Genomic DNA, 25,318 nt, shown 5'->3' with positions numbered 1-25,318 from the left:
CTTAAATGCAGAATTTTAAAAGGGTTTTTTGAAAAAATTTATTATTTTATTAAAAGTTATCAATAACTCCCTCTTCCTTCTTTGTCTATTTTAACTTTCACATTAACCAATATATCTGAATTGCAAACTACCTTATTCCAATCCTCGCCTGTGCCTTTTCCATACTTAGCCGCCGCTACCTTTCCTAAATTTATTATGTCCATTTTATATTCTTTTTTCATTTTATTTATTAAATCATTACACTGCGCCTCTACTTGTAATGCCATGTTGTTTTTAAACTCTTCTATTACATTATTATTATTTCTCATATTTTCATATAATTCGTTAGAAATAATATCCCCATTTAAATTTAAATCTATTATAAATCTATATTTATCTCCTTCCCTTTCACATTTAACTTTCCTCTTAGACCTAGCATAATAATTTATATATTGTTTTGAATTTTCCTGAAGGGTAAGTATTCCATAGACTTTATTTTCTCTAAGTAAATTTATTATTTTCATATCATCTATATTAGTTTTCAAAACCATTTTATCTTTATTAAATATAGCTAACCCAGTTATTTCTATGTTATTATTATTTATTTCCACATAGGGTATCACCATATTTACCCCTTCTAAACCTGATCTTATTACCGTATCTATTACAGTGTAGTGCTTCGCTAAAAAATTATATTGATATGAGTTTTCAATCATTCCATCAATATATTCAGTGGCACTTTTTATGTCCTTTGTTCTATAATTCAATATATCTGTAGCCTTTTGTTTGCAAATAGCAACTGTAGCTCTATCATTTATTTGTGGATTATCTATTAAAATATCCAATATTCCATCGATTCCAAACCTTGCTTGTTCTTCGTTTATTAATATAGCTTTTTCCAAACCTAACAAAAATTTTTTATTTGCTTTCAACTGTCTATTTTCTCTAGTTTCACCTATATTATTTGCTATACCTATATCTACCTTACTAGAAAAATCCATACCGTTTTGAGTATAAACCTCTATAGGTACAATGTATTGAACCATAGTATCTTGATTTTTTTGTATATCATATCCTATAGCTCTAGGTATGTTTAAATTTTCAACTACCCCTCCTTTTACTCCAAATGAGGCAATTATAAAAATAGATATAAAAACTAATATTTTTATAAATTTCCATTTACCCATTTTCTATCATCCTTTTTTATTTTAGTAAGTATTGCTAATACTGACACATAGGTTATATTAAATAAAACATATGGAGGTATAACCTTTGTTAAAAATGCTCTTCTTTCTGTAGGATTGCCATAACAAAGAGCTAAAAAAAATATAATAGGATATAAAATTATAGTTATACTTTTTTTACTAATCTTTTTAAATATCCTATTTATTCCATAAGTCATAGCATAATAACTATTAGCTATGGTTTTAAACATTATCATTGTCCATAGTACCATAAAAATATATCTAAAACTATTTATAACAGGTACATCTATACTTTCCGTTAATGTTACTGTAGCCCATAAAAACTTTTCACTATTATTTACTCCTAAATATAAAATAGTTATAAATATTACAGCTGTATAGATTACCATAGAAAATAATATGCTTATCATTCCAGCTTTCACCACAGTTTTTTTCTCTTGTAGATACGAGTATAATAAAAAAATTATTTCTACACCTGCATAAGCAAACATAGTCTCTTTACTGCCCTTTAATATATCTTTAAAATTATTTTGAAAAACTGGCATTATATTTAATATATCACCATCTTTTATTGCTACTAAAGGTATAATTAAAATAATAGCAGTTAAATAAAACACCACTTCATTTGTTTTTTTCAGAGCAAACCTCCCTTTATATACCACATATGCAGGTGCCAATATAATTATTAAAAGTGCCTGAAAATTCTTTAAAAATGGAGTAATATATATTCTTAAAACATTACTAGTTCCCGATGCTACTTCTGTAGCTAAAACTAAAAAATAACCTATAAATATAAAATTTAAAATACTTCCTAGTATTTTACCATAATATTTTTTGCTTAATTCTAATATGTCATGTTTAGGAAACTTTTTATGCATATAATTTGCTATTAGTATCATATAAATCGGGTATATAGCTCCTAAAATTGCTGCTATCCATGAATCTTGCTTTGCATATTTAATTACATTATTAGGAAGACTCAAAATCCCTATCCCAACCATACTCCCTATAAGAATTATAGTAAGTTGCTCATTATTTAATAAGTCATTCCTATTACTATCCATTATTTTTCCTCCTATTTTGATTTTTAATTTCTTTTTGCCTTATAGGATTCCTATTAGGGATTGCTTCTGGTCTTTTATCCATAGTCCATAAAGGAGCCCTTACTAATATATCTTTTAAATCTTTAGCTTTAAAATTAAAATATGGTACACCATAACTATCTAAAGAAGATAAATATCCAATTATAATAAACCACCCTGATGCCACACCTAACATGCCTAGAAAATTTCCTAATACCGTCATAATGAAACTTAGTAGCCTCATTGACAAAGCCATTTCATAATTTGGTATAAGAAAGGTAGAAACAGTTGTTACCCCTACTACAACTAACGTCGATGCACTTACTAGTTTAGACCTTATTGCAGCATCTCCTATAATTATACCTCCAACTACACTTAGAGTCTGACCTATCTTAATAGGCAATCTAAGCCCCCCTTCTCTTAGAAATTCTACAATTAGGTTCATTCCTAAAAGGGACATAAATGGAGTTAGTGCTATCCCTTGTCTTGATTGTATTAATGACTCTATAAAGTCAAGTGGAATTAACTCAGGATTAAATTTAATAAACGTTAAATATACAGCAGGTAAGCTTATTACTATAAACATAGCTATATATCTTATAAATCTTATTACGGATCCGAGTAGAGTTCTTTCTGAATAATCTTCTACAGTATGAAAGAACTCAAAAAATAGTGCAGGAATAGTTATTGCAAAAGGAGACCCATTTACCAATATGGCTATTCTTCCTTCCATTAAATTTGCTTGTACTAAGTCTGGTCTTTCTGTAGAGTAACTTTGAGGAAATAAACTAAATGTATGTCTTTCCATAAATTGATCTAACATACCGGATGCTATGATACTATCTACATCTATATTGTTTATTTTATCTCTTAAATTATTTAATAACTCTAAGCTAACTATATCATCTATATAAATCATCACCACATCAGTTTGCGATCTTCTACCTACAACAAATTTCTCCATAACTAAATTTTTATCTTTTATTCTTCTTCTTATTATACTCATATTAGTTTCAATATTATCTACAAACCCTTCCCTGGAACCTTTTACAGAACTTTCATTTATAGGGTCTGTAATATCTCTATACTTTCCACCAGAAGTATCTATTAAAATAACTTTTTCACAACCTTCAATAATAATTGCCGTATGCCCCTTTTTAACCTCTTCTGCTACAGAGTTTAAATCTATCTCTAAATATACGTCACTACTTGGTATATATTTACTACATATATATTCCTCTAAATTTTCAGTGTCATTTAGATTTTCTTTTACCTTTAACATAAGTGGATTTAGTACGTCTCTATCTAAAATATTTTTGTTTATCAACCCTTTTATGTATATAATAGTAGCTTTTTTATTCTTTATATATATATTTCTTGAAGATACCTGTACCCTATCCCCTACAGCTTCTTTTATACTATAAACTTTATTTTTAATTTCATTATGAAAGGATATACTCATAAAAATCACCTCATTTGGATAGTATAACCTTTATATATTTCATATATTCATAAAAATAAAGACTGCTAATGAATTGCTACATCAGCAGTCTAGTTATAAATAATTATTATACTTTAAATCTTTTTACAGAAGAATTTAACTCACCTATTTTATCTGATAACTTAGATATATCCATAACTATTTCCTGAATTATAGAGACTTGATTCTCAACTGATGCTGTTACTTCTTCTGTAGCAGCTGTAGTCTCTTGAGATATAGTAGATATACTTGCAACAATATCTTTCATATTATCTTTTTCAAATCCTATTTTATCCATATTATTATCTAAGCTATTCATACCATTTATATCATCCCTAAAATTTCTCTCAATACTTTCAAATGATGCTAATACTTTTTCATTGATATCTTTTCTTTGTTTATTCATATCTACAGATTTAATTTTTACCTCCTTAAGTCTTTCTGATTCCATAGAAAGTTTACTAATTATAGAATTAATGAAACTTACAGTATTAGAAGACTCCTCTGAAAGCTTCTTCACTTCATTTGCTACTACTGAAAAACCTTTTCCAAACTCACCTGCTCTAGCAGCTTCAATAGAGGCATTTAAAGAAAGTAATTCTGTTTGAGATGCAATATTGAATATCTGTTCTGTCATGGAACTTATTTTATCTACATTTTCAGTAAAACTATCCATAACATTATAAATCAATGAAAAATGTCCATCTAACTTTTCATCTATTAATTTTAACTCTTTTAAATTATGCATATTGTCTCTTATTATTTCTTGTTTTAAATCTGTATTATTTCTTAAATTTTTACTTACCAATATTACCTCATCTATTTTTCCATTAAATTCATTTATGGAATTTTCCTGTACTATAATATTATTACTTAAATGTACTGATTGAGATGCAATCTGTTGAGTAGCCTCAGAAATTTCTTTAGATATTTCTCCTAATGATGTAGTTTTTAAAGTTAAATCCTGTGATGAATTTTTCACAACATCATATACTAAATTTATATTTTCAATTATTTTTTTTAAATTATTTATCATAAAATTGAATTTACGGCTTAGGTCACCAATTTCATCTTTAGAACTAATATATATTTTTTTGGTCAAATCTCCATCAGCAACAAATTCAGTACATTTTGTAAGTTCCATAATTGGTTTTACTAAATTTTTTATTAAAAATTGTGCTAAAAATATAGATACTGCAAAAGATATACAAAGAGCTATAATAAATCCTTTTATTAGATTAAACAACTTACTATTAAGTTCTTTTACCGGTTCTGAAAATCCAAATGTCCAATTAGTACTTTTTAAGTGGGAGTAAGTAAAAAATTTCTCTTTTCCATCAAAATCTTTATAAGTTTCTATACCAGATTTATTTCCTAAAATACTAGATGATAATTTATTATACCTACCACTATCAACATTAGATAAATTTTTCATTCCCGTATCATTAGGATTAAATTTATCATTTTTATGAACTATAATATTATTATCTTTATCAAATAAAAAAGCATAGCTTTCATTAGAAGTTTTAGCCTTTGCTGTAGTGTTCACAATGGAATCAAAATGTACATCTGCAGCTAATACACATTTTAATTTGTTATTATCAAATATAGGACACGCTATAGTAACTACCATCTTTTTAAATGCAGGATCAAAATAAGGAGTAGTATACACTATATCCTTTTTATCTATTGAATCCTTGTACCACTCCTTTTCTCTACAATCATAATCACTGCCTGGATTCCATCCTGCTCCAGATATAAGTTTATTATCTGGATACCCAATATAAACATCTGACATATCTTTCTTATTGATACTTAACATATAATCTAAATATTTTTGCAATTTATTAAAATCAGTATGTAAATTAGAATATACTATATTATATTTAATATTTAGCAAAACATTACCTTGCTCATTCATCCAACCGTCAAATTCATTTGCATATTTCTTTGATGCTTCTATACTCTTTTCTTTAAATTCTCTTGATAAGGATGAATACGAAACTGAATAACTTATACCCAAGGAAATAAAAAGACAAGTAATACAAATAAATAGTATAAAAATACTTATTTTTGTTTTTAACTTTCTCATTAGCTATTTCTCCCCCCATGTTTGTAATATTTTATAGTTTATATGTAAAATATATCATATTAAAAGAATTTTTTAAATATTTTAAATATATTTTTAAATAAAAAACATATAAAAAAAGAGAAATCCAAAAGGATTTCTCTTTTATTTATAAACTACACTAATCTCTTGTAGCTTTCGTATCTTGATTTTGCATCTTCTTCAGTCTTAGCATATAATCCATCTGCAACTTCTGGGAATGCTTTCTTTAATGAAGCATATCTTACTTCTCCCATTAAGAAGTCTTGGAATTTACTCCAATCTGGTTCTTTTGAATCAAGATTGAATGGATTCTTTCCTGCTTCTTTAAGTTCTGGATTAAATCTATACATCTGCCAGTATCCGCAATCAACGGCTCTCTTCTGTTCTAACTGGCTACATCCCATACCAACTTTTAATCCCTGGTTGATACATGGAGCATAAGCAATGATTAATGATGGTCCATCATAAGCTTCTGCTTCTTTTATAGCTTTTAATGTTTGATTCTTATCAGCACCCATAGCTATCTGTGCTACATAAACATATCCATAGCTCATTGCCATCATACCAAGATCTTTCTTCTTAGTCTTCTTACCTGATGCAGCAAATTTAGCTATTGCAGCAGTTGGAGTAGATTTTGATGACTGTCCACCAGTATTTGAGTAAACTTCTGTATCAAATACAAATATGTTTATATCTTCTCCTGATGCAAGAACGTGGTCAACTCCACCATATCCGATGTCATAAGCCCAACCGTCTCCACCAAAGATCCACTGTGACTGTTTTACTAAGTAATCTTTGTGTTCAAACATATCTTTTATAGCTTCACTGCTATTCTTTTCAGCTTCAAGTAATGGCATTAAAGCTTCTGTAGCTTTCTTTGAAGCTTCTCCATCATACATACTATCCATCCAGGCCTGTAAAGCAGCTTTTAATTCAGCACTTGCAGTAGCCATAGCTTCTTTAGCGTCTTTTGCTAATCTTTCTCTTATCTGTTTAGTTCCAAGATACATACCTAAACCAAACTCAGCATTATCTTCGAATAATGAGTTAGCCCAAGCTGGACCCTGTCCTTTATGATTAACTGTATATGGTGTTGAAGGAGCTGATCCTCCCCAAATTGATGAACATCCTGTTGCATTTGCAACCATCATTCTTTCACCAAATAACTGAGTTATTAATTTAGCGTATGAAGCTTCTCCACAACCAGCACAAGCTCCGTTGAACTCTAATAATGGTTGTTCGAACTGACTTCCTTTAACGCTCATCTTATTCATTGGGTTTTCTTTTGGTGATGTAGCTTTTAAGTAATCCCAGTTTGCTTCTTCTTTTAACTGTGTTTCAGCTGGCTTCATAATAAGAGCCTTTTCTGGAGCTGGACATACGTCAGCACAATTTCCACATCCTGTACAATCTAATGGAGTTATTCCCATAGTGAATTTTAAGCCCTTAAATGTAGCGCCACCCTTTGCATCCACAACTCTTAATCCTTCTGGAGCATTATTAGCTTCTTCTTCATTTAATAAGAATGGTCTAATTACTGCATGTGGACAAACATATGCACACTGGTTACACTGAATACATTTATCTTCCTGCCATTCAGGAATATTTACTGCAATACCTCTCTTTTCATAAGCAGCAGTTCCCTGTGGGAATGTACCATCTTCATAACCGTTAAATGCTGATACAGGAAGTGAGTCTCCTTCTTGTCTGTTCATAACATCAACAATATTCTTTATGAATTCTGGTTTTTCTTTTTCTTCAGCTACGAATCCTTCAGTAGTATCTGCCCATGATGATGGAACATTAACTTCGTGAATTGATTCTACACCTTTATCTATAGCAGCGTTGTTCATATTAACAACTTTTTCACCTTTTTTACCGTATGAAGTTACAACTGCTTCTTTTAAGTATTTAACAGCATCTTCTACTGGTATTATGCTAGCTAATTTGAAGAATGCAGCCTGCATTATCATGTTGATTCTTCCGCCAAGACCAATTTCCTGAGCTATTTTAACTGCATTTATAGTACAGAATTTAATGTTATTTTTAGCAATGAAATTCTTCATTGAAGCAGGTAACTGCTTATCTAATTCTTCTTCTGACCATATACAGTTAAGTAAGAATGTACCATTTGGTTTTAATCCAGTAAGTACATTATATTTATGAACGTATGCTTGATTATGACAAGCAACGAAATCTGCTTTATTTATTAAGTATGGGCTCTTAATAGCGCTCTTACCAAATCTTAAGTGAGATACTGTTATACCACCAGATTTCTTTGAATCATATGCAAAGTAACCCTGAGCATACATATCAGTATGGTCTCCTATGATTTTGATAGCACTCTTATTAGCACCAACAGTACCGTCTGATCCAAGACCCCAGAACTTACATGCTGTTGTTCCTTCTGGTGTAGCATCTATATCTATTCCCATTGGAAGTGATTTAAATGTTACATCATCCTCAATTGCTATTGTGAAATCATCTTTTGGACATTCTTCTTTTAAGTTTTCAAATACTGAAACTATATGTGATGGAACTGTATCTTTTGAACCTAAACCATATCTACCACCAACAATTATTGGTTTCATATCTGTTTTATTGTAGAATACTGATTTAATATCTAAGTATAATGGTTCTCCTATTGATCCTGGTTCTTTTGTTCTATCAAGAACAGCTATCTTCTTAACTGTAGTTGGAAGAACTTTTAATAAATATTCTGGAGCAAATGGTCTATAAAGATGAACTTTTATTAAACCAACTTTTTCTCCCTTTGCTACTAAGTAATCGATAGTTTCTTCAATACAATCACAGATTGAACCCATAGCTACGATTATTCTTTCAGCATCTGGAGCACCATAGTAATTAAATGGCTTATAATCTCTACCAGTTAATTTATTGATTTCATTCATGTAGTTTTCAACAACTTCAGGAACTTTATCATAGAACTTGTTAGCTGCTTCTCTTCCCTGGAAGAATACGTCAGGGTTTTCAGCAGTACCTCTAGTTACAGGATGATTAGGATTTAAAGCTTTTGCTCTAAACGCATTAACAGCATCCATATCAGTTAATTTTGCTAATTCATCATATTCTAATACTTCTATTTTCTGTATTTCATGTGAAGTTCTAAATCCATCAAAGAAACTTACAAATGGAACACTGGCTTTTATAGCTGATAAATGTGCAACAGCTGATAAGTCCATAACTTCCTGAACACTACTTTCAGCAATCATGGCAAATCCTGTTTGTCTTGCTGCCATAACGTCTGAATGATCTCCAAATATATTTAACGCATGTGTTGCAATTGATCTTGCACTTACATGGAATACTCCAGGAAGAAATTCTCCTGCAATTTTGTACATATTAGGAATCATAAGTAATAGACCCTGTGATGCAGTATATGTAGTAGTTAATGCACCAGCCTGTAATGAACCATGAACTGCTCCTGCAGCTCCAGCTTCTGATTGCATCTCCATTAATTTAACAGTTTGACCAAATATATTTTTTTGTCCTTGAGCAGCCCATTCGTCAACGTGTTCTGCCATTGGTGATGAAGGAGTGATTGGGTATATAGCTGCTACATCTGTAAATGCATAGGATATATATCCAGCAGCGGTATTACCATCCATAGTCTTCATTCTTCTCATTGAAAATTCCCTTCTTTCTATATATTTTTGATATATAAGTTTAAAATTTTGTAGAATATCTACAAAATTATAATAAACAAGTTAAATTACTCTAAAATATTGTCTCCTATTTTAATTAAAATATTTAAAGACTAACTTTAAAATAACATTATATTAAATTTTATAATATAATGTGTGATTTTACATATTTTGATACTTTTATTTTTTTTTATACTTTTTGCTTTTGATTAATTCAATATATAATAAAAATATCATTATTTCTAATATACACCAAAAAAATAAATATGTAAAATAAGATAATTATAGTTTACATTAAAAAAATTGTTTAAAATAAAGGTTTAATAAGATTTATTTATAAAATTTTAATATATATATAATTTTTTTCTATTAAAACCTTTGCAAAGCTATTATAACATAAATTTTTTATTATTGTACACTTTTTTTATTTTTTATTGGTTAAATTAACTTTTTCACTCCACATAAATCTTTGCAAAACACAGTTATATGAGTAATATTAATATACTAAAAAAGCTGCTAATATTTTTAGCAACTTTTTTAATATAAACTCAATATTATTTAGAAAGAATTTTACCGAGCTCCTTTGCTTTTTCTAACTCTTCTTTATTAGGTGATTCTTGAACTACTATTTTTCCTACCACATTAAAATCATAATCTACCATTTGTTTTTCTAAATCCTTCATGAATTCTCCATTATCCCATCCATAAGATCCAAATAAAACTAAAGGTTTCTTTTGAATAGGTAATTCTTTAAACTTTTTTTAAAAATGGAGCCATTTCATCTTGCTCCACCTTATTGTTGTCCATGGAAGGACTACCAAAAGCAACTGCATCTGCTTTTAACACATCTTCAACTTCAGCATCTTTAACATATTTAATTTTGACTTCCCCACCAGATTCTTTTGCACCTTCTGCTATATTATTTGCAAGTACTTCCACATTTCCCCCACTGCTCCAATAAATAATTGATACTTTTTTCATCATTAATTCTCCTCTCAAAACAATTATATATAATAATTACTATTTAATAATTATCATTAATTGATATTATATATTTATTATATTCTTCTTTATTATTTTTATCAATATGTTTATTATATATTTTAAAATATTTTTACTTTATTATTCATAAATAGAAAAAAGATTATCTAAAGTATTTTCAGATAATCTTTCCCACTATTCTAAATTATTTTATTGAATATTTTTCTATAACTTTAATAATATTTTCTACACCATCTTGAACAGGACTTTTTTCCATAGCTTTTATATATTTTCCCCTATTGTTATATAATTCATTTAATTTAGATAAAAGATTTATTTCATTAAGATTTTCTTCTTCTATTACTATACTATAACCATTTCTTTTAAAAGAATTGGCATTTAATATCTGATCCCCTCTACTAGATTTCTTAGAAAGAGGTATAAGTAAGTTAGGTTTTTTTAATGATAGGAGTTCAAAAATAACATTTGCACCTGCTCTAGATATAACAATATCTGCTGCATTTAAAAAATGGGAAATCTCATTTTGTACATATTCATATTGTTTATATCCCTCTACATTATTAAAACTATTATCAGTATTTTTCTTACCACATATATGAATTACATCAAAATTCATTAATAGCTCTGGTAGTATTTTTCTTACATTATCATTTATAATCCTTGACCCTAAACTTCCACCTATTACTAGTAATATTGGCTTCTTACCAGAAAACTTACATAATTTTATTGCTTCTTCTCTCTTTCCCTTAAATAGTTCTTCCCTGATTGGAGTTCCTGTTAAAACTGCTTTATTACCTTTTATATTTTTTATAGATTCTGGAAAGGTAACACAAATTTTTGTACAGTATGGTGTTGAAAGCTTATTTGCAAGACCAGGAGTTATATCAGATTCATGAACAATAACAGGTATTTTATTTAAATATGCTCCTATAACTACTGGTACAGATACAAATCCTCCTTTTGAAAAAACTATATTAGGTTTTTGCTTTTTTATAATTTTTTTAGCTTGAAAAATACCTTTTAAAACTTTAAAAGGATCTGAAATATTTTTTATATCAAAATATCTTCTAAGTTTTCCACTAGATATAACATGATATTTTATATTTTCACTTTCAATAATACTTCTTTCTATTCCATCACTGGTCCCTATATATTCAACTTCATATCCTAATTTTATAAGCTTTGGTATTAAGGCTAAATTGGGAGTTACATGTCCCGCTGAGCCACCGCCAGTTAAAATTATTTTACGTTTTTCCAAAGTAACCAACCACCCTTATTTTACTTTTTATTATTTATTATCTTATAAGTTTCCTTTTTAATTTTATATTATTTAAATCCAATTGTCTATTATACCTATAATATTAAAATATTAAATAAAATTATTTTTGGTACTATTTTCTAATTTATGCATCTACTACTTTTTTTACCTTCAACAAACTAATATATTTATTTCTCTTCTGGTTAAGATAATAGTACAAAAATAAAAAGGAGGTAATAAAAATGGCAAGTAGAAATAGAGTTTTAGTACCAGAAGCTAAAGCAGGGTTAAACAAATTTAAGATGGAGGCAGCAAGAGAAGTAGGTGTTAACTTAACAGAAGGATACAATGGAAATCTTACTTCAAGAGAAAATGGTTCTGTTGGTGGACAGATGGTAAAAAAAATGGTAGAACAATATGAAAGAAATTTAAGTTCAAAATAGATATATTTAATTTCATTTTAAATTAGAGGTGAGAAAATATGGCATATAATAAAGTTTTAATACCAGAAGCCAAAGCAGGATTAAACAAATTTAAAATGGAAACTGCAAGAGAATTAGGAGTTCAATTTACTGATTATAATGGACATTTAACCTCTAAAGAATGTGGTTCTGTTGGTGGTCAGATGGTAAAAAAAATGGTAGAACAATACGAAAAAAACTTATAAAATATTTACAAAAGATAAAATAAAAAATTAAAGAATTGAACAGTGTGCTAAAAATACACACTGTTCCCCATATGGCAATATACATGCCGCATAATAATTAATAATATTTATTATGCGGTTTGTTAATATATATCAGACATTTCAATACTCACTATATCATCAAAATTTTCATTTAAAGTAACACATTTATTGGTAGTATCTTTAACTGGCGATTGTTTTTTTAAAGTAATTATAAACTCTGATCCTTGCATTTCCTTACTATTAACCTTTATATCTCCTTGCATAACTTCAACGAATTTTTTCACTATGGCTAACCCCAATCCAGTTCCTTCTGCTCTTCTAGACAATGTGCTATTAATTTGAGAATATCTATCAAATATAAATTCTATTTTATCTTCTGGTATTCCCACCCCTTCATCTTTAATACTTATACAAAACTCATCTTCTTTAACATGTAGCAGAACATAAATATTTTTGTTCTCAGGAGTATATTTTATTGCATTAGATATTAAATTTAATAATATTCTTTGGTATTTTTCTATATCTATATTAACTATGCATTCCTCTTCATTAGTATCAAAAATTATATTAATACCTTTTTTTCTAGCATAATAATTAGAATAATTAACTATATTTTCACTTTCTAAAACAAGTTCAAATTCATTATTATTTATGCTTAAAAAACCTGCATCTGCTTCAGAAATATCCATAATATTATTAGTTAATTTTAATAATCTACTACAGTTTTGTTTTATTCTATTTAATGTTTTATCTATATTAGGGGTTAATTCTTTTTTATAAATATCATATGCTAATTGTAATGCAGAATATATAATTGTTAGAGGCGTTCTAAGTTCGTGAGAGATTATTGTAAAAAATTCATCTTTCATTTTATTTACTTTTTCCAATTCTAAGTTATGATTTATTTCTTCTGTTACATCTAATCCATGAATATATATTCTAACTATATTTTCTTTAATTGTATATGGCACAACTTTTACTTTATAATATTTTTTTTCCTCCCCAGATTCATTAATACAATATATTGGTAATACTAATTCTTCTTTATATTTCACTGCATTATATAATTTTACTATAGACTTACTATCAATTAAATCTGGAGAAGTCTCTAATATACTTTTTTCCATAATCTCTTTTTCTAAGAAATTTCTTCCTAATATCTTAGAAATCATTTTCACAAATTGTTCATTTAATAATTTATATTTTAATCTAGGATAATCTAGTACCGCTATAGGTACATCTAAAGTATTAACTACATTTTTTACGAACTCTGCCTGTTCTTCTGCATATATCTGATGACATCTTTTTTCAGTAACATCTTTAATTGTAATTATTATATAAACTAATTTCCCATTGCTTTTAATTATAGGATTACTATTAAACTCTATGTACTTAACCTCTTTTGAACCATTATCAGTTAATTTTAAAGTCATATTTCTAATAGGTTTATTTTTCATATAGTAATCCCTATAATATTCCTCTAATACTTTTTCTCCCTCATCTATGTTTATAGTATATTTTCTTATTATATTTTTATAATCTGTTAGTTCTATTTGCTTTAAGCCTAGAATATCATGTACCGAATTATTGCAGATGCTTATTTTATGATTACTATCTACCACCAATATACCCTCGGATATATTATTTATGACATCTTTTAAATGCATTAAATGTTCCTTTTCCCTCATTCTAAGAATTTCTATAATATCACACTTTGTTTTTAATTCTGTGGAAAGAGATAAAAACTTTTCTCTTTCTTCCTTTTCTTTTAATCTATTTAAATATCCACCAGTTACATCTAAACAAATACAAACCAATCCTATAATTTTATTAGAATTATATATAGGAAAACTTGAAACTGATATATACACATTTTGATTATTAAATTTATACAAAAGCACCTTATTAATTATTTCTTCCCCATATTCTAAGCTTCTATAAGCAGGTAATTGAATTATATTTAAAGGTTTTTCATTTTCATCATAAGGGGTATGCACTTTAAAGTGGTCAAATATATTCTCCATTTTTATCAAATCTTTTTTTAGCAACTTATTAGTTCCACCATCATTAACATATTTAACTTCCCCTTTTATATCTGTTATATATATTAAATGTGGTAATGCCTCTAATACATTAATAGTTACCTTGTCATTTTTAAATATACTATTTTCATTTTCCTTAAAAGTTTCTAAAGGTATTTCAGCAATAAATAACCTTACACATTCCCTATCTGAATTTATAGTCACATCTATAAATTTTCCAGAATGAATTTTTATATTTCTTAAATATCTTTCTTTATTATCAAATTTAACTTTTTTAACAATATTAATTATATCGCTATAAAATGGTAATTTGTTAATTTCTTCATTTAAAACCCTATTTACATTTAAAATTTTTTCTGCCCTACTATTTATATAATCTACTTTTAAAGGATCTCCTCTAAGTAAAATTACTCCAAAAGGAATGCTTTCATAAAAATTGCTCATCTCATGTCCCCCATAATGTACTCAAATTTATATTTTTATTTTTTAATTAATTTTAATCCCCTTCTATATTCTGTACTGTTAACTAATTTAATGTAAATTTTATTTTTTTTTACTATTGTTACTGAACCTATAGTCTATTATTCTAATTTGTGGAGTTACAAATCCTTTATATTCATTTATATCTGCGTAAAATATAAAATCCATAAATAAATTTGTAGGATTATTTAAAACATTATCATAATTTCCATTAAATTTTTCTTTTAAATCGTTTAAAAACTCTTGTGCCCTCCCAAAACAAACTCCGTTTATTTTATTAAAACCTTTATGAAAATTTAAATTCAACTTCAAAGTATTTTTATCCTTACCCAATATGTTAATTTGATTTACTAAAACATTTTTTTCAGCGAACATTGGACAAGAATTTCCTTTCCCAAAAGGTTCTAATAATTGAATATTTTTTACAAACTCTTCACTAACTAAATCTAATCTTAATCTTTTATCTATTGTTAATTTGGGAATAAAGTCTTTCTCTTTAAGAATACAGTTCTCATTTAGTTTTTCCCTAAGTATTTTTATATTTTCTTCCTTCAAAGATAGTCCTGCAGCCATAGGATGTCCGCCAAACTTTTCTAAAAAATCTTTGCATTTTATAAGTTCTTCGAACATATTATAATTTTCTATAGACCTTCCTGAACCTTTTATTATATTTTTCCCTTTAGTTAATATTATAGTAGGTATATTATATTTTTCTCTAATTTTACCAGCCACAATTCCAGCTATACTTTCGTGTATATTATCCATAAATATAACAAATACTTTATCATTTTTTATAGATGAATTTTCTATAAAATCTATTGTTTTTTCTACACTTTCTGTAGTCATCCTTTGTCTTTCAGTATTTAAATTATGAAGCTCACTAGCTAAAACTTTGGCTTGTTCTTCATTACTTTCTAAAAGTAATTTAACAGACAATTCTGCTGTTTCAAGTCTCCCAGTTGCATTTATACAAGGTCCTATAACAAATCCAATGTGATAAGACTTCAATTTTTTAATGTCAATTTTATTTTCATCCATTAAAGCAATAAGCCCCTTATTTTTTGTATCTTTTAAAACTTTTAAACCTTGTTTGGTAAGTATTCTATTTTCATCAACTAAATCTACTATGTCACATATAGTTCCAATGGATACGTATTGCAGCAACTCATAAGTTTCCTCAATAGGTATATCCTTACTCCTATATAGTGCTTGTACAAATTTAAAAGCTACTCCTGCCCCACAAAGCATTTTAAAAGGATATTTACAATCCTGCCTTTTAGGATTTATAATGGCATCTGCTTCAGGAATAAAATACTCTCTTTCACCATTTTCATTTTCCATAAAAGGAAGTTCATGATGATCTGTAATAATAACTTCTATTCCCAATTTTTTTGCTAATTTAACCGGTTCAATGGATGAAATCCCATTATCACAGGTTATAATAAGTTCTACACCCTCCTCTTTCATAATTCTTATTCTTTCATCATTCATTCCATATCCTTCTAATTCCCTGTGAGGAACATAGTAACTACAGTTTGCATTGCATCTTCTTAATGCTTTATATAATATTACTGTGCTAGTAACTCCATCTGCATCATAATCTCCATATATAACTATTTTTTTATTCACTTTTATAGCATAGGTTATTATGTCTATACCTTTTTGCATATCTTTCATTAAAAAAGGATCATAAAGATCCTCTAAAGATGCATTCATAAATTTATTTATATCTTCTAGCTTTTTTATTCCTCTATTAACTAATATATTTACTAAAGTTTCATCATAGCCTGTTTCTTTTGATAACTTTTTTATATCACTACTGTTACATTTAAGCATCCATCTTTTTTTCACCATATCACCTCTTTATATATTATATATATGATTTAATATAATTTCATCATCTTTTAAAATAATTTTTGTAAAATTGCATTTATATTTAATTATATAATAAATATCTAAAGTTCTCAATTTCTGTAATTTATATTTTTATCTAAATGAATAAATTTTAGTAATTAAATAAAAACTAGATATATAATTATTGGAGGTAAGTTTTATATGCATGTATACTTAAATAATCAATATGATAAACTTTTATATTATTTGATGGTGTATCCTTGTAATTTTGAAATAATAGATTCTAATAATCCTTATAAAGGTAGAATTAACTATGATCTTATGTACTCCCAGTACAACAATTTTGTGAATTTATTGATAGAAAATGGCGTAAAAGTTCAATTTTTAGATATAATAAATAGTCCCTCTCAAGTTTTTACAAGAGATATTGGATTTGTAATCAAAGATATTCTTTTTATATCCAAATTGAAAAGTCCTGAAAGATTAATTGAACCTACTGTTTTAAAAAGGTTTGCAAAAAAACACAACTTAAAAACATATGAAATGAAACATAATATAGAAGGCGGGGATATTATACTTCATGATGATGTAGTTTTTGTTGGTATGAGTAGAAGAAGTACAAAAGAAGCCTGTAATGAACTTCAAAATGTTTTAAATGAATATAATATATCTGTAAAAGTTATTCCTATTAATTTTGATAACCATAAACTTCATTTAGACTGTGTATTTAATAGTATAGATAAGAATAATTGTGTAATAACTGATTATGTTTTTGATAAAAATATAATCTCTAAATACTTCAATAACTGTATAATATTAAAAGGAAATGCCGCAGACAACTTAGGTCCTAATTTTATATGCCTTGGTAATAGAAAAATACTAACTAGCTGTAAAGAAGTAAGTAATATTTTAAATGAAAATGGGTTTTGGGGAATTTACACAGATTATAGTGAAATAATGAAAGCAGGTGGAAGTTTTACTTGTAGTACTCTTCCTATACTTAGAGTATAACAATTAAAATTTCCTTCTTAATTTTCATATAAAATTACTTTTGTTTGACTTAAATACCTATGGAGTTTAAAATATTTGTATTATCATATATAGGAAGGTTGTGTTATTTTGGATAAATTACTTTTTGGAATATCTGGACTACCTATAGGAAAGGATTCATCTAAGTTTACTTATAAAACCGGTATAGACTATCTGAAAAAAATAAATTTAGATGCTATGGAGCTTCCCTTTGTACGTTCCGTTAATATAACGGATAAAAATAAGGATGATGTTTTAAAATCTAAGCTTGAAAATAACTTTTATCTTTCTGCCCATGGTTCTTATTATATTAACCTTAATGCAGAAGAAATAGAAAAACAAAACAAATCTATGGAAAGAATAATAAAAGGAGCAGAAGGATTAAAAAAAGTTAATGGTAAAAGTCTTGTATTTCATCCTGGATTTTATTTGAAAGATTCAAAGGGAGAAACCTTTAATACAATAAAAGAAAACTTGTTAAAACTTCCTGATATAGGAGTAAATTATAGATTAGAAACTACCGGTAAAGGGACACAATTTGGGTCCCTTGAGGAAATTGTAGCCCTATGTAAATCCATTAAAACTTGTAAACCTTGTATAGACTTTTCCCATGTTCATGCTAGATATAACGGTTCTCTTAAAAAATATGATGATTTTGCAAAAATACTTCAATATATAAAAGATGAACTTGGTTATGACGCTTTAGAAGATATGCATATTCATATATCCGGAATAAACTATGGACCAAAAGGAGAAAAAAATCACCTTCCATTTTTAGAAAGTGATTTTAATTATAAAGATTGTCTTAAAGCTTTTAAAGCTTTCAATATAAAAGGATGTATTATATGTGAAAGTCCAATATTAGAAGAAGATGCCTTGTTATTAAAAGAATATTATTTTTCATTATAATTATCACTTTTGCTTAATAAATATTTATATATCCTATGGCACTGAAAACTATAATGCTGCTATAGGATATATTCCTTTTTAAAATTCTTTTAATACTCCCTTTAATTCCTCAGCAGCCTTTTTCACATTTTCCCTACCTAAAATGGCAGATATAACAGATATTCCATCTATATTTGTGTTTTTTAAATTATTAACATTGTATTGATTTATTCCCCCTATAGCTACTATTGGAATTTCTACATTCGCTCTTATTTTTATTAATTCATCTAATGATACACTTTTAGCATCCTTTTTGGTACTTGTAGAAAAAATAGCGCCCACACCTAAATAATCTGCACCTTGTTTCTTAGCATCCTTTGCTTCCTTTAAGTTTCCTACTGATACCCCAACTATTTTTTCATCACCAATAATTTTTCTTACCACATCTGCGGGCATATCACTTTGTCCTACATGTACACCACCTGCATCTACTGCCAATGCAACATCAATTCTATCATTTATAATTAGAGGTATATTATACCTATCAGTAATTTTTTTAACTTTTTTTGAAATTTCAAAAAGATTCCTTGTATCTATATCTTTTTCTCTAAGTTGAACTAATGTTACTCCTCCAAGAATTGCCTCCTCTATTGCCTTTTCTAAATTCTTCTCTTTTAATATAGTTCTATCAGTAACTAAATAAAGAGAATAATCAATATTATTCTTGCAAAAAACTCTCTCATTCTTATTCACAGAAAATACCACCTCTCTCTTTATATATTTCTTCATTTATATTGTATATAGCATCCATTAGGGCAACTTTAAAAGAACCTATTCCTAATTTTTTTGCTTTTTCATAAGCTATTTCTCCGGCAATCCCCATAGAAACTACTGCTGAAATCGTCGCTTTCAAATAGTCATCTTCTCCCCCACAAAAAGCTCCAATTAATGCTGTACTCATACACCCAGTTCCCGTGACTTTACATAAATTCTCATTTCCATTTTTAATAAAATAAGTATTATTTGTATTACTTACAGAATCTATCTTACCTGATATAGCTATTACTGTTCCTAATCTTTTGGATAAAGATTCTCCTATTTGTTTTTTAACTTTAATAGAGTCCTTACATAAATTCTCACTTTCCTCTACTGCGTCTACACCTTTAGTAAATGTTTTTATTCCAGCTATATTTTTAATTTCAGATATATTTCCTCTTATAACTGCAAATTTAATTTCTTTTATAAGTGTTTCACATATTCTTTTTCTATACGAGGTAGCACCAACTCCAACGGGATCTAAGATTACTGGTATTCCTAGTTCATTAGCTTTCTTACCTGCCAGCAACATAGATTTAACGGTACTGCTGTTTAATGTACCAATATTAATTACTAATGATGAAGCTATAGAAACCATCTCTTCTACCTCATTTTCATCATCTGCCATAACTGGAGATCCACCAATGGCTAGAATAACATTTGCACAATCATTTATAGTCACATAATTAGTTATGTTATGGATGAGTGGATTTTTGATTTTTACCTTCTCTAAAGCTTTTGATATATCTTTATACATTTTGCTCCTCCAATTTTTAAACTTATATTTAGATATAAATTTCACAAAACTTTTTACCTTATTGCATTCCAGCATTTTTATAAAGAATATAAAAATGGTTTGTAGGTCCTACCCCTTTTCCAATGTCTAGTGAATGCTCAATTGCAATAGTTATATACTCTTTAGCTAATCTTACCGATTCCTCTACAGAATAGCCAAGTGCTAAATTAGAAGCTATTGCAGATGATAAAGTACACCCTGTACCATGAGTATTTTTAGTTTTTATTTTCTTACCTTGATAATAGTGCATTTTGTTACCATCATATAAAATATCCACCGCATCATTTTCTAAATGTCCTCCTTTTATTAATACATATTTAGGTCCAATACCTGAAATAAAACTAGCTACCTTTTCCATATCTTTACTATCTACTATTTTTTCTATATTTAACCTATCCTCTTTTGGCAAAATTTTATTATATGTTTTAACTATTTCCTCTGCTTCTGGTAAATTAGGAGTCACAACTGTAGCTAAAGGTATCAAATTTTTAACTAAATTCATTTTAGACTCTGGTCTTAAAAGATCATACCCACTTTTAGATACCATCACTGGATCTAAAACTATATTTTTAGGCTTATATTTTTTTAATTTTTCACTAATCACATCTATAGTTTCGATTTTAGATACCATTCCTATTTTTGTTGCATCTACTTCAATATCTGTAAAAATTGCATCTATTTGTGCAGCAACTATCTCCTTATCTATATCCTGAACTGCTAAAACTCCTTGAGTATTCTGAGCAGTAATTGCAGCAATAACACTCATACCGAAAACCCCATGAGCTGACATAGTTTTTATATCTGCCTGTATACCTGCTCCCCCTGAGCTATCTGACCCCGCAATAGTTAATACTTTTTTCATAAATAATGATCCTCCCTTAATTAATTGATATTGGAATCTTTTTTCCTAATGCTTTTAATACAATAAAAGCTATAACACTTCCACCTATTGTACTTATAGAAAAAGGTGTTATAAAAAATAGTGCTACTACATTTTTCCCTAAAATAAATTTAGATATTGGAAATGCTAATAATGCACCAATTATACCTGTCCCTACAATTTCTCCCAAACATGCATAGTAAATTTTATTTGTTTTCTTATAAATGATACCAGCTAACAATGCTCCAACCATACTGCCTGGAAAAGCTAATAAAGAACCTGTACTTAATATATTTCTAAAGCATGATATACAAAAAGCAATTGCTGTTCCATAATAAGATCCTAAAGTAACCGCTGAAATAACATTAATACTATGTTGTATTGGAAAACACTTTGAGATTCCTATTGGAATATAAATTAAGTTTCCCAGAAAAATACCTATGGCTATTAGCAATGCTGAAAATGTAAGTTTCTCTGTACTCATAATAACCTCCTATTATATTTCATCTAAATTAACAAAAAAATCATCTGCATTCATCTTTTTATTCAATAAACCTTTTTTGTATAACCAATTTATATTCTGTTGCCATACTTTCCTATCTTGATATAAAAACGGTTCTTCAGCAGATTCCATCTTAGGCAAAAGCATATTCATACTTTCTTTTTCTACTTCCTTTGTTAGAGGAAAGCTATCTTTTTGCTGATTTTTCAATAATATATTAAGAGATTCATCAGGGGTTTTTTTCATAAATTCAAATCCTTTTTTGCATCCCTTCATAAATTTCTTCAAAGTTTCTGATTTTTGTTTTAGAGTTTCATCGCTGGTAACAAAAATTTCTTCATAATAATTAGGTACTCCGTATTTAGATGGATTAAAATAATTAATACTATGTCCCTCATGTTTAAGAACTGGTATCTCATGATTTATAAGTCCCCCTGTGGTAGCATCCACTTTTTTTGTTATCATAGAAGATAGCAATTCAAAACCCACATCTATAACTTTTACTGAACTAGCATCCCCTCCATCTGCTTGTACCATTGTTTTAACATATTCAGTATTCAAAGGATTTCCTGAATATCCAACAGTTTTTCCTGATAAATCTTTTGGTGAATTTATATTTTTCTCCTTTAATGAAATAATCACGTTTAAAGGCTTATGTACTATAGCACCTATAGACTTTATTGGGACCTTTTCATTTGACCTTGACATTACAACATCTGGTTGATAATAAATCCCTACAGTTGCTTTATTAGCGGCTACTAATGCTATTGGATCAGTTGCATTAGATGGGAACTTAATATTTACGTTTAATCCCTGTTCCTGAAAATATCCCTTTTCCATAGCAGTATATATAAAACTATGTATTGCATTAGGGTACCAATCTAATACCAAGTCTATATCTTCTAATTGTGATAGGCTATCCTTTTTATTTCTCCCCTTATTATCACATGCGGTGAAAATTATACCTATTAATAATATTATTAAAAATAAACTCTTCAGTCTTTTCATCCTTCATTCCTCCATTTTATTATTTTATTTTCCAAAATATTAATAATCCAAACAAATATTAATGCTATAAAGGATAAAATTACTATTGGTGCAAAAACTCCTGCTCCATCAAGTTGTGTCATCATTCTTTTGCTAAAATATCCAAGACCTGACTGTGATCCAAGCCACTCACTAATAGCTGCACCTATAACACTAAGGGGTAAGGATATTTTAAGTGCTGAAAAAAAATACGGTAATGCTGATGGGAACTTTAATTTTAAAAAAATCTGTATTTTAGTGGCTCCATAAGTTATTAAAAGTTCTTCTATATCTTTTTTATTTGATCGCAATCCATCATAAACATTAATTGTTATAGGGAAAAAAGTCATAAGTATAGTTACTAAAACTTTGCTCCATATACTATAGCCAAACCAGAGCACAAATATCGGTGCTAATGCTGTTATGGGAATAGTTTGTGTTATTACAACAATGGGATACATTGTCCTTTCTATTTTTTCATTAAAACTCATAGCTATAGCCAAAACTACTCCTAAAAATATAGATATAAAAAGCCCTAAAAATGTAACCATTAATGTAGCAGGTAAATGTACTTCAAATAAAGGCTCCTTTAACATCCATATTTTTTCTAATATTTTGCTTGGCGAAGGTAATATATAACTTGCATTAATATATCTTGCAACTCCCTCCCAAATTATAAAAAAAACGCTACTTACTACTATTGATGATGTATATTTTTTCATAATTTAACCCTCTGTTTTAATTCATTTACTAATTCTTCTTTTATCTTTAAAATTTCTGGTTTCATTAGATCCTTTCTTATCCTTGGATATTTTAAAGGTACTATAACCTCTTTTAAATCAGTTATAGGCTTATTAGATACCACAAATATTTTACTAGACAAAAATATAGCCTCTTCTACGTCATGAGTTATAAATAATATAGTGTTTTTTAAATTACTCCATTGCTCTAAAAGCCATTCTTGCATAGCAATTTTAGTTATAGCATCTAGAGCACTAAAAGGTTCATCTAACAATAAAATTTCTGCTCCTGTAAGCAATGTTCTAATAAAAGACACTCTTTGTCTCATACCTCCTGATAAATCTTTAGGATATTTATTTTTATATTTTTCTAATCCAAAATCCTTTAAAAATTTTTCAGCCTCGATTTTTGATTTTTTTATATTCTTTGTTTGTATCTCCATTGGAAGATAAGTATTCTCTAAAATATTTCTCCAAGGTATTAACAAATCTTTTTGGGGCATATAACCTATATATGGCTTATAATATTCTATATTTTTTTCATTCACAAAAATTTGTCCATATAATATTTTTTCAAGACCTAAAATCACTCTAAATAAACTGCTTTTACCACATCCACTTGGACCAATTATACTTATAAATTCCCCTTTATCTACATCAAAATTTAAATCTTTTATAATATAATCTTTATTGTCCTTATACTTAAAAGTTACCTTTGAAAAATTCAACATATAATTTTACATCCCCTTATTGAAAGCCATATCCCAAAACATATATTCATATTTACTAGTATTTATAAATATTTCTTTTAATTTTTCTAATTCCATTTTACTCATATCTTGTGACAACCTATCTATTAAATCTATAACCCATTTTGTAGACTTTTTATACTCATCAGAGATATACCCTTTTATCCACTCTCCATAAAACTCATGTTCTATAGAATTTGGTACTTTATTTAAATTTGTTCCTATTTCTTGATAACTCCACATACAAGCAAGCAAAGATACCGTAAGTTCTGCTAAACTTCCATTGTGTGCTACTGCAAGCATATAATGAGTATATGATATATTACTAAGGTTAGGCTTGGTCTTTTCTATATCTTCATTAGTAATTCCTAGCCTTTTCATATATGAACGATGAATACTCATTTCTCCATTCAATATATCGTTTACCATAGAAGAAAATCCCTGCATAGTCTCCTCATCATCTGCTTTTACAATGCCTAATGCATAAACCTTAGCATAATCTAAAAGATATAAATAATCCTGAATCATATAAAATTTAAATTTTTCAACATCTAAATTTCCTTCTCCTATACCTTTTACAAAAGGATGAGTATAATATGAATTCCATATTTTCTCTACACTTTTATATAATTTTTGTGAAAATTTCATAATTTAAAATTCCCCTTTTCTTTTAATTTTTTAAAGTAATTTAAAATTTTCCTCCTTTATTTTTTCTTTCATATTAAAAATTTTTTAATATATTTTGGGAATATAGTAAGAACTGATTTTGATTTCTTTAACCTTATAACTGTTAACTAAATGAATTTATTTAGATTTGTGTATAGCAAAAAACACAAACCACCCTAGGATTTGTGTTTTAATTTCGTAAATAAAATCTAAAACTTCCTACGCTGGAATTACCCAGATCAGGTTAAAGGGTCTAAGAATCAAGTTCTTACTCTCAGCTAGCACAACCAGCTCCCCTGAGATTATATTATTTAATTTTATAAACATAATAATACTACAATATATTAGACTTTGCAACCAATATTGACTATTTTTTCAATA

General features: G+C 27.8%; 20 protein-coding genes, 1 pseudogene and 1 riboswitch. Of the genes and pseudogenes, 4 read left to right on the top strand and 17 right to left on the bottom strand.

The genetic code is table 11. The features are described from left to right. Nucleotides 1–59: 59 nt before the first annotated feature. The 7 genes and pseudogenes from EJL03_RS01035 to EJL03_RS01005 all read right to left on the bottom strand — a co-directional run bounded on the left by EJL03_RS01035 (nt 60) and on the right by EJL03_RS01005 (nt 11,781). Nucleotides 60–1,166 (bottom strand): Ger(x)C family spore germination protein, encoded by a 1,107-nt coding sequence (locus tag EJL03_RS01035; protein ID WP_125152109.1) that lies wholly within the window; start codon nt 1,164–1,166, stop codon nt 60–62. Next, on the bottom strand, nt 1,145–2,248 hold the full coding sequence (locus EJL03_RS01030) for a GerAB/ArcD/ProY family transporter (RefSeq protein ID WP_125152108.1): 1,104 nt from the start codon (nt 2,246–2,248) through the stop codon (nt 1,145–1,147). The genes EJL03_RS01035 and EJL03_RS01030 overlap by 22 nt, the downstream gene beginning before the upstream one ends. Next, a complete protein-coding gene (locus EJL03_RS01025) occupies nt 2,241–3,728 on the bottom strand; it encodes a spore germination protein (protein WP_125152107.1) in 1,488 nt (495 codons plus the stop codon). Before EJL03_RS01025 ends, EJL03_RS01030 begins: the two co-directional genes overlap by 8 nt. A gap of 106 nt (nt 3,729–3,834) precedes the next feature. Beyond that, a complete protein-coding gene (locus EJL03_RS01020; protein ID WP_125152106.1) occupies nt 3,835–5,838 on the bottom strand; it encodes a methyl-accepting chemotaxis protein in 2,004 nt (667 codons plus the stop codon). 152 nt (nt 5,839–5,990) lie between these two features. Continuing rightward, nucleotides 5,991–9,503: a pyruvate:ferredoxin (flavodoxin) oxidoreductase gene (gene nifJ / locus EJL03_RS01015; protein ID WP_125152105.1), complete on the bottom strand. Its 3,513-nt coding sequence runs from the start codon at nt 9,501–9,503 to the stop codon at nt 5,991–5,993. A 572-nt stretch (nt 9,504–10,075) separates the two neighbouring features. Continuing rightward, a pseudogene (locus EJL03_RS01010) lies at nt 10,076–10,502 on the bottom strand (flavodoxin). A 205-nt stretch (nt 10,503–10,707) separates the two neighbouring features. Further along, a complete protein-coding gene (locus EJL03_RS01005) occupies nt 10,708–11,781 on the bottom strand; it encodes an undecaprenyldiphospho-muramoylpentapeptide beta-N-acetylglucosaminyltransferase (protein ID WP_125152104.1) in 1,074 nt (357 codons plus the stop codon). Nucleotides 11,782–12,023: 242 nt separating this feature from the next. Between EJL03_RS01005 and EJL03_RS01000 the strand changes: the two genes are divergently transcribed. Together EJL03_RS01000 and EJL03_RS00995 are read left to right on the top strand one after the other, a co-directional pair. Beyond that, nucleotides 12,024–12,224 (top strand): alpha/beta-type small acid-soluble spore protein, encoded by a 201-nt coding sequence (locus EJL03_RS01000; protein ID WP_125152103.1) that lies wholly within the window; start codon nt 12,024–12,026, stop codon nt 12,222–12,224. Nucleotides 12,225–12,262: 38 nt separating this feature from the next. Continuing rightward, nucleotides 12,263–12,448, top strand: a complete 186-nt coding sequence (locus EJL03_RS00995; RefSeq protein WP_125152102.1) for an alpha/beta-type small acid-soluble spore protein — start codon at nt 12,263–12,265, stop codon at nt 12,446–12,448. A 122-nt stretch (nt 12,449–12,570) separates the two neighbouring features. Here EJL03_RS00995 and EJL03_RS00990 read toward each other — a convergent pair whose 3' ends face one another. Both EJL03_RS00990 and recJ read right to left on the bottom strand, forming a co-directional pair. Beyond that, nucleotides 12,571–14,955 carry a PAS domain-containing sensor histidine kinase gene (locus tag EJL03_RS00990; RefSeq protein WP_125152101.1) on the bottom strand — a complete coding sequence of 795 codons (2,385 nt, stop codon included), beginning with the start codon at nt 14,953–14,955 and terminating at the stop codon, nt 12,571–12,573. A 99-nt stretch (nt 14,956–15,054) separates the two neighbouring features. Next, a complete protein-coding gene (recJ, locus tag EJL03_RS00985) occupies nt 15,055–16,842 on the bottom strand; it encodes a single-stranded-DNA-specific exonuclease RecJ (RefSeq protein ID WP_206427327.1) in 1,788 nt (595 codons plus the stop codon). A 204-nt stretch (nt 16,843–17,046) separates the two neighbouring features. Between recJ and EJL03_RS00980 the strand changes: the two genes are divergently transcribed. After that, the gene (locus tag EJL03_RS00980; protein WP_125152100.1) at nt 17,047–17,856 is read left to right on the top strand and encodes a dimethylarginine dimethylaminohydrolase family protein; all 810 of its coding nucleotides are present in this window, start codon (nt 17,047–17,049) and stop codon (nt 17,854–17,856) included. Nucleotides 17,857–17,964: 108 nt separating this feature from the next. Continuing rightward, nucleotides 17,965–18,783, top strand: coding sequence for a TIM barrel protein (locus EJL03_RS00975; RefSeq protein ID WP_125152099.1), 819 nt, complete (start codon nt 17,965–17,967; stop codon nt 18,781–18,783). 78 nt (nt 18,784–18,861) lie between these two features. Here the strand turns inward: EJL03_RS00975 and thiE are convergent, their stop codons facing one another. From thiE to tenA, 8 genes are read right to left on the bottom strand one after another with little or no spacing between them, the layout of a single operon-like run. Beyond that, entirely contained in the window at nt 18,862–19,515 is a 654-nt protein-coding gene (thiE, locus tag EJL03_RS00970) for a thiamine phosphate synthase (protein ID WP_243108584.1), read from the bottom strand. After that, a complete protein-coding gene (thiM, locus tag EJL03_RS00965) occupies nt 19,508–20,335 on the bottom strand; it encodes a hydroxyethylthiazole kinase (protein ID WP_243108582.1) in 828 nt (275 codons plus the stop codon). Before thiM ends, thiE begins: the two co-directional genes overlap by 8 nt. A gap of 58 nt (nt 20,336–20,393) precedes the next feature. Then, the gene (thiD, locus tag EJL03_RS00960; RefSeq protein ID WP_125152096.1) at nt 20,394–21,236 is read right to left on the bottom strand and encodes a bifunctional hydroxymethylpyrimidine kinase/phosphomethylpyrimidine kinase; all 843 of its coding nucleotides are present in this window, start codon (nt 21,234–21,236) and stop codon (nt 20,394–20,396) included. A 16-nt stretch (nt 21,237–21,252) separates the two neighbouring features. Beyond that, the gene (gene thiW, locus EJL03_RS00955; RefSeq protein WP_125152095.1) at nt 21,253–21,738 is read right to left on the bottom strand and encodes an energy coupling factor transporter S component ThiW; all 486 of its coding nucleotides are present in this window, start codon (nt 21,736–21,738) and stop codon (nt 21,253–21,255) included. A 12-nt stretch (nt 21,739–21,750) separates the two neighbouring features. Beyond that, complete coding sequence (locus tag EJL03_RS00950) at nt 21,751–22,764, bottom strand: ABC transporter substrate-binding protein (RefSeq protein ID WP_125152094.1); 1,014 nt, start codon at nt 22,762–22,764, stop codon at nt 21,751–21,753. Continuing rightward, nucleotides 22,761–23,504 carry an ABC transporter permease gene (locus EJL03_RS00945; RefSeq protein WP_125152093.1) on the bottom strand — a complete coding sequence of 248 codons (744 nt, stop codon included), beginning with the start codon at nt 23,502–23,504 and terminating at the stop codon, nt 22,761–22,763. Before EJL03_RS00945 ends, EJL03_RS00950 begins: the two co-directional genes overlap by 4 nt. After that, nucleotides 23,501–24,253, bottom strand: coding sequence for an ABC transporter ATP-binding protein (locus EJL03_RS00940; protein WP_125152092.1), 753 nt, complete (start codon nt 24,251–24,253; stop codon nt 23,501–23,503). Before EJL03_RS00940 ends, EJL03_RS00945 begins: the two co-directional genes overlap by 4 nt. 6 nt (nt 24,254–24,259) lie before the next feature. Continuing rightward, nucleotides 24,260–24,919 carry a thiaminase II gene (tenA, locus tag EJL03_RS00935; protein WP_125152091.1) on the bottom strand — a complete coding sequence of 220 codons (660 nt, stop codon included), beginning with the start codon at nt 24,917–24,919 and terminating at the stop codon, nt 24,260–24,262. 217 nt (nt 24,920–25,136) lie between these two features. Then, nucleotides 25,137–25,245: riboswitch (TPP riboswitch) on the bottom strand. Nucleotides 25,246–25,318: the final 73 nt, after the last annotated feature.

The sequence above is a fragment of the Clostridium rectalis genome (assembly GCF_900626095.1).
Taxonomy (GTDB): Bacteria; Bacillota; Clostridia; order Clostridiales; family Clostridiaceae; genus Clostridium_AS; species Clostridium_AS rectalis.
The sequence above is the reverse complement of the archived record's forward strand: the minus strand, read 5'-3'. Positions and strand labels throughout refer to the sequence as shown.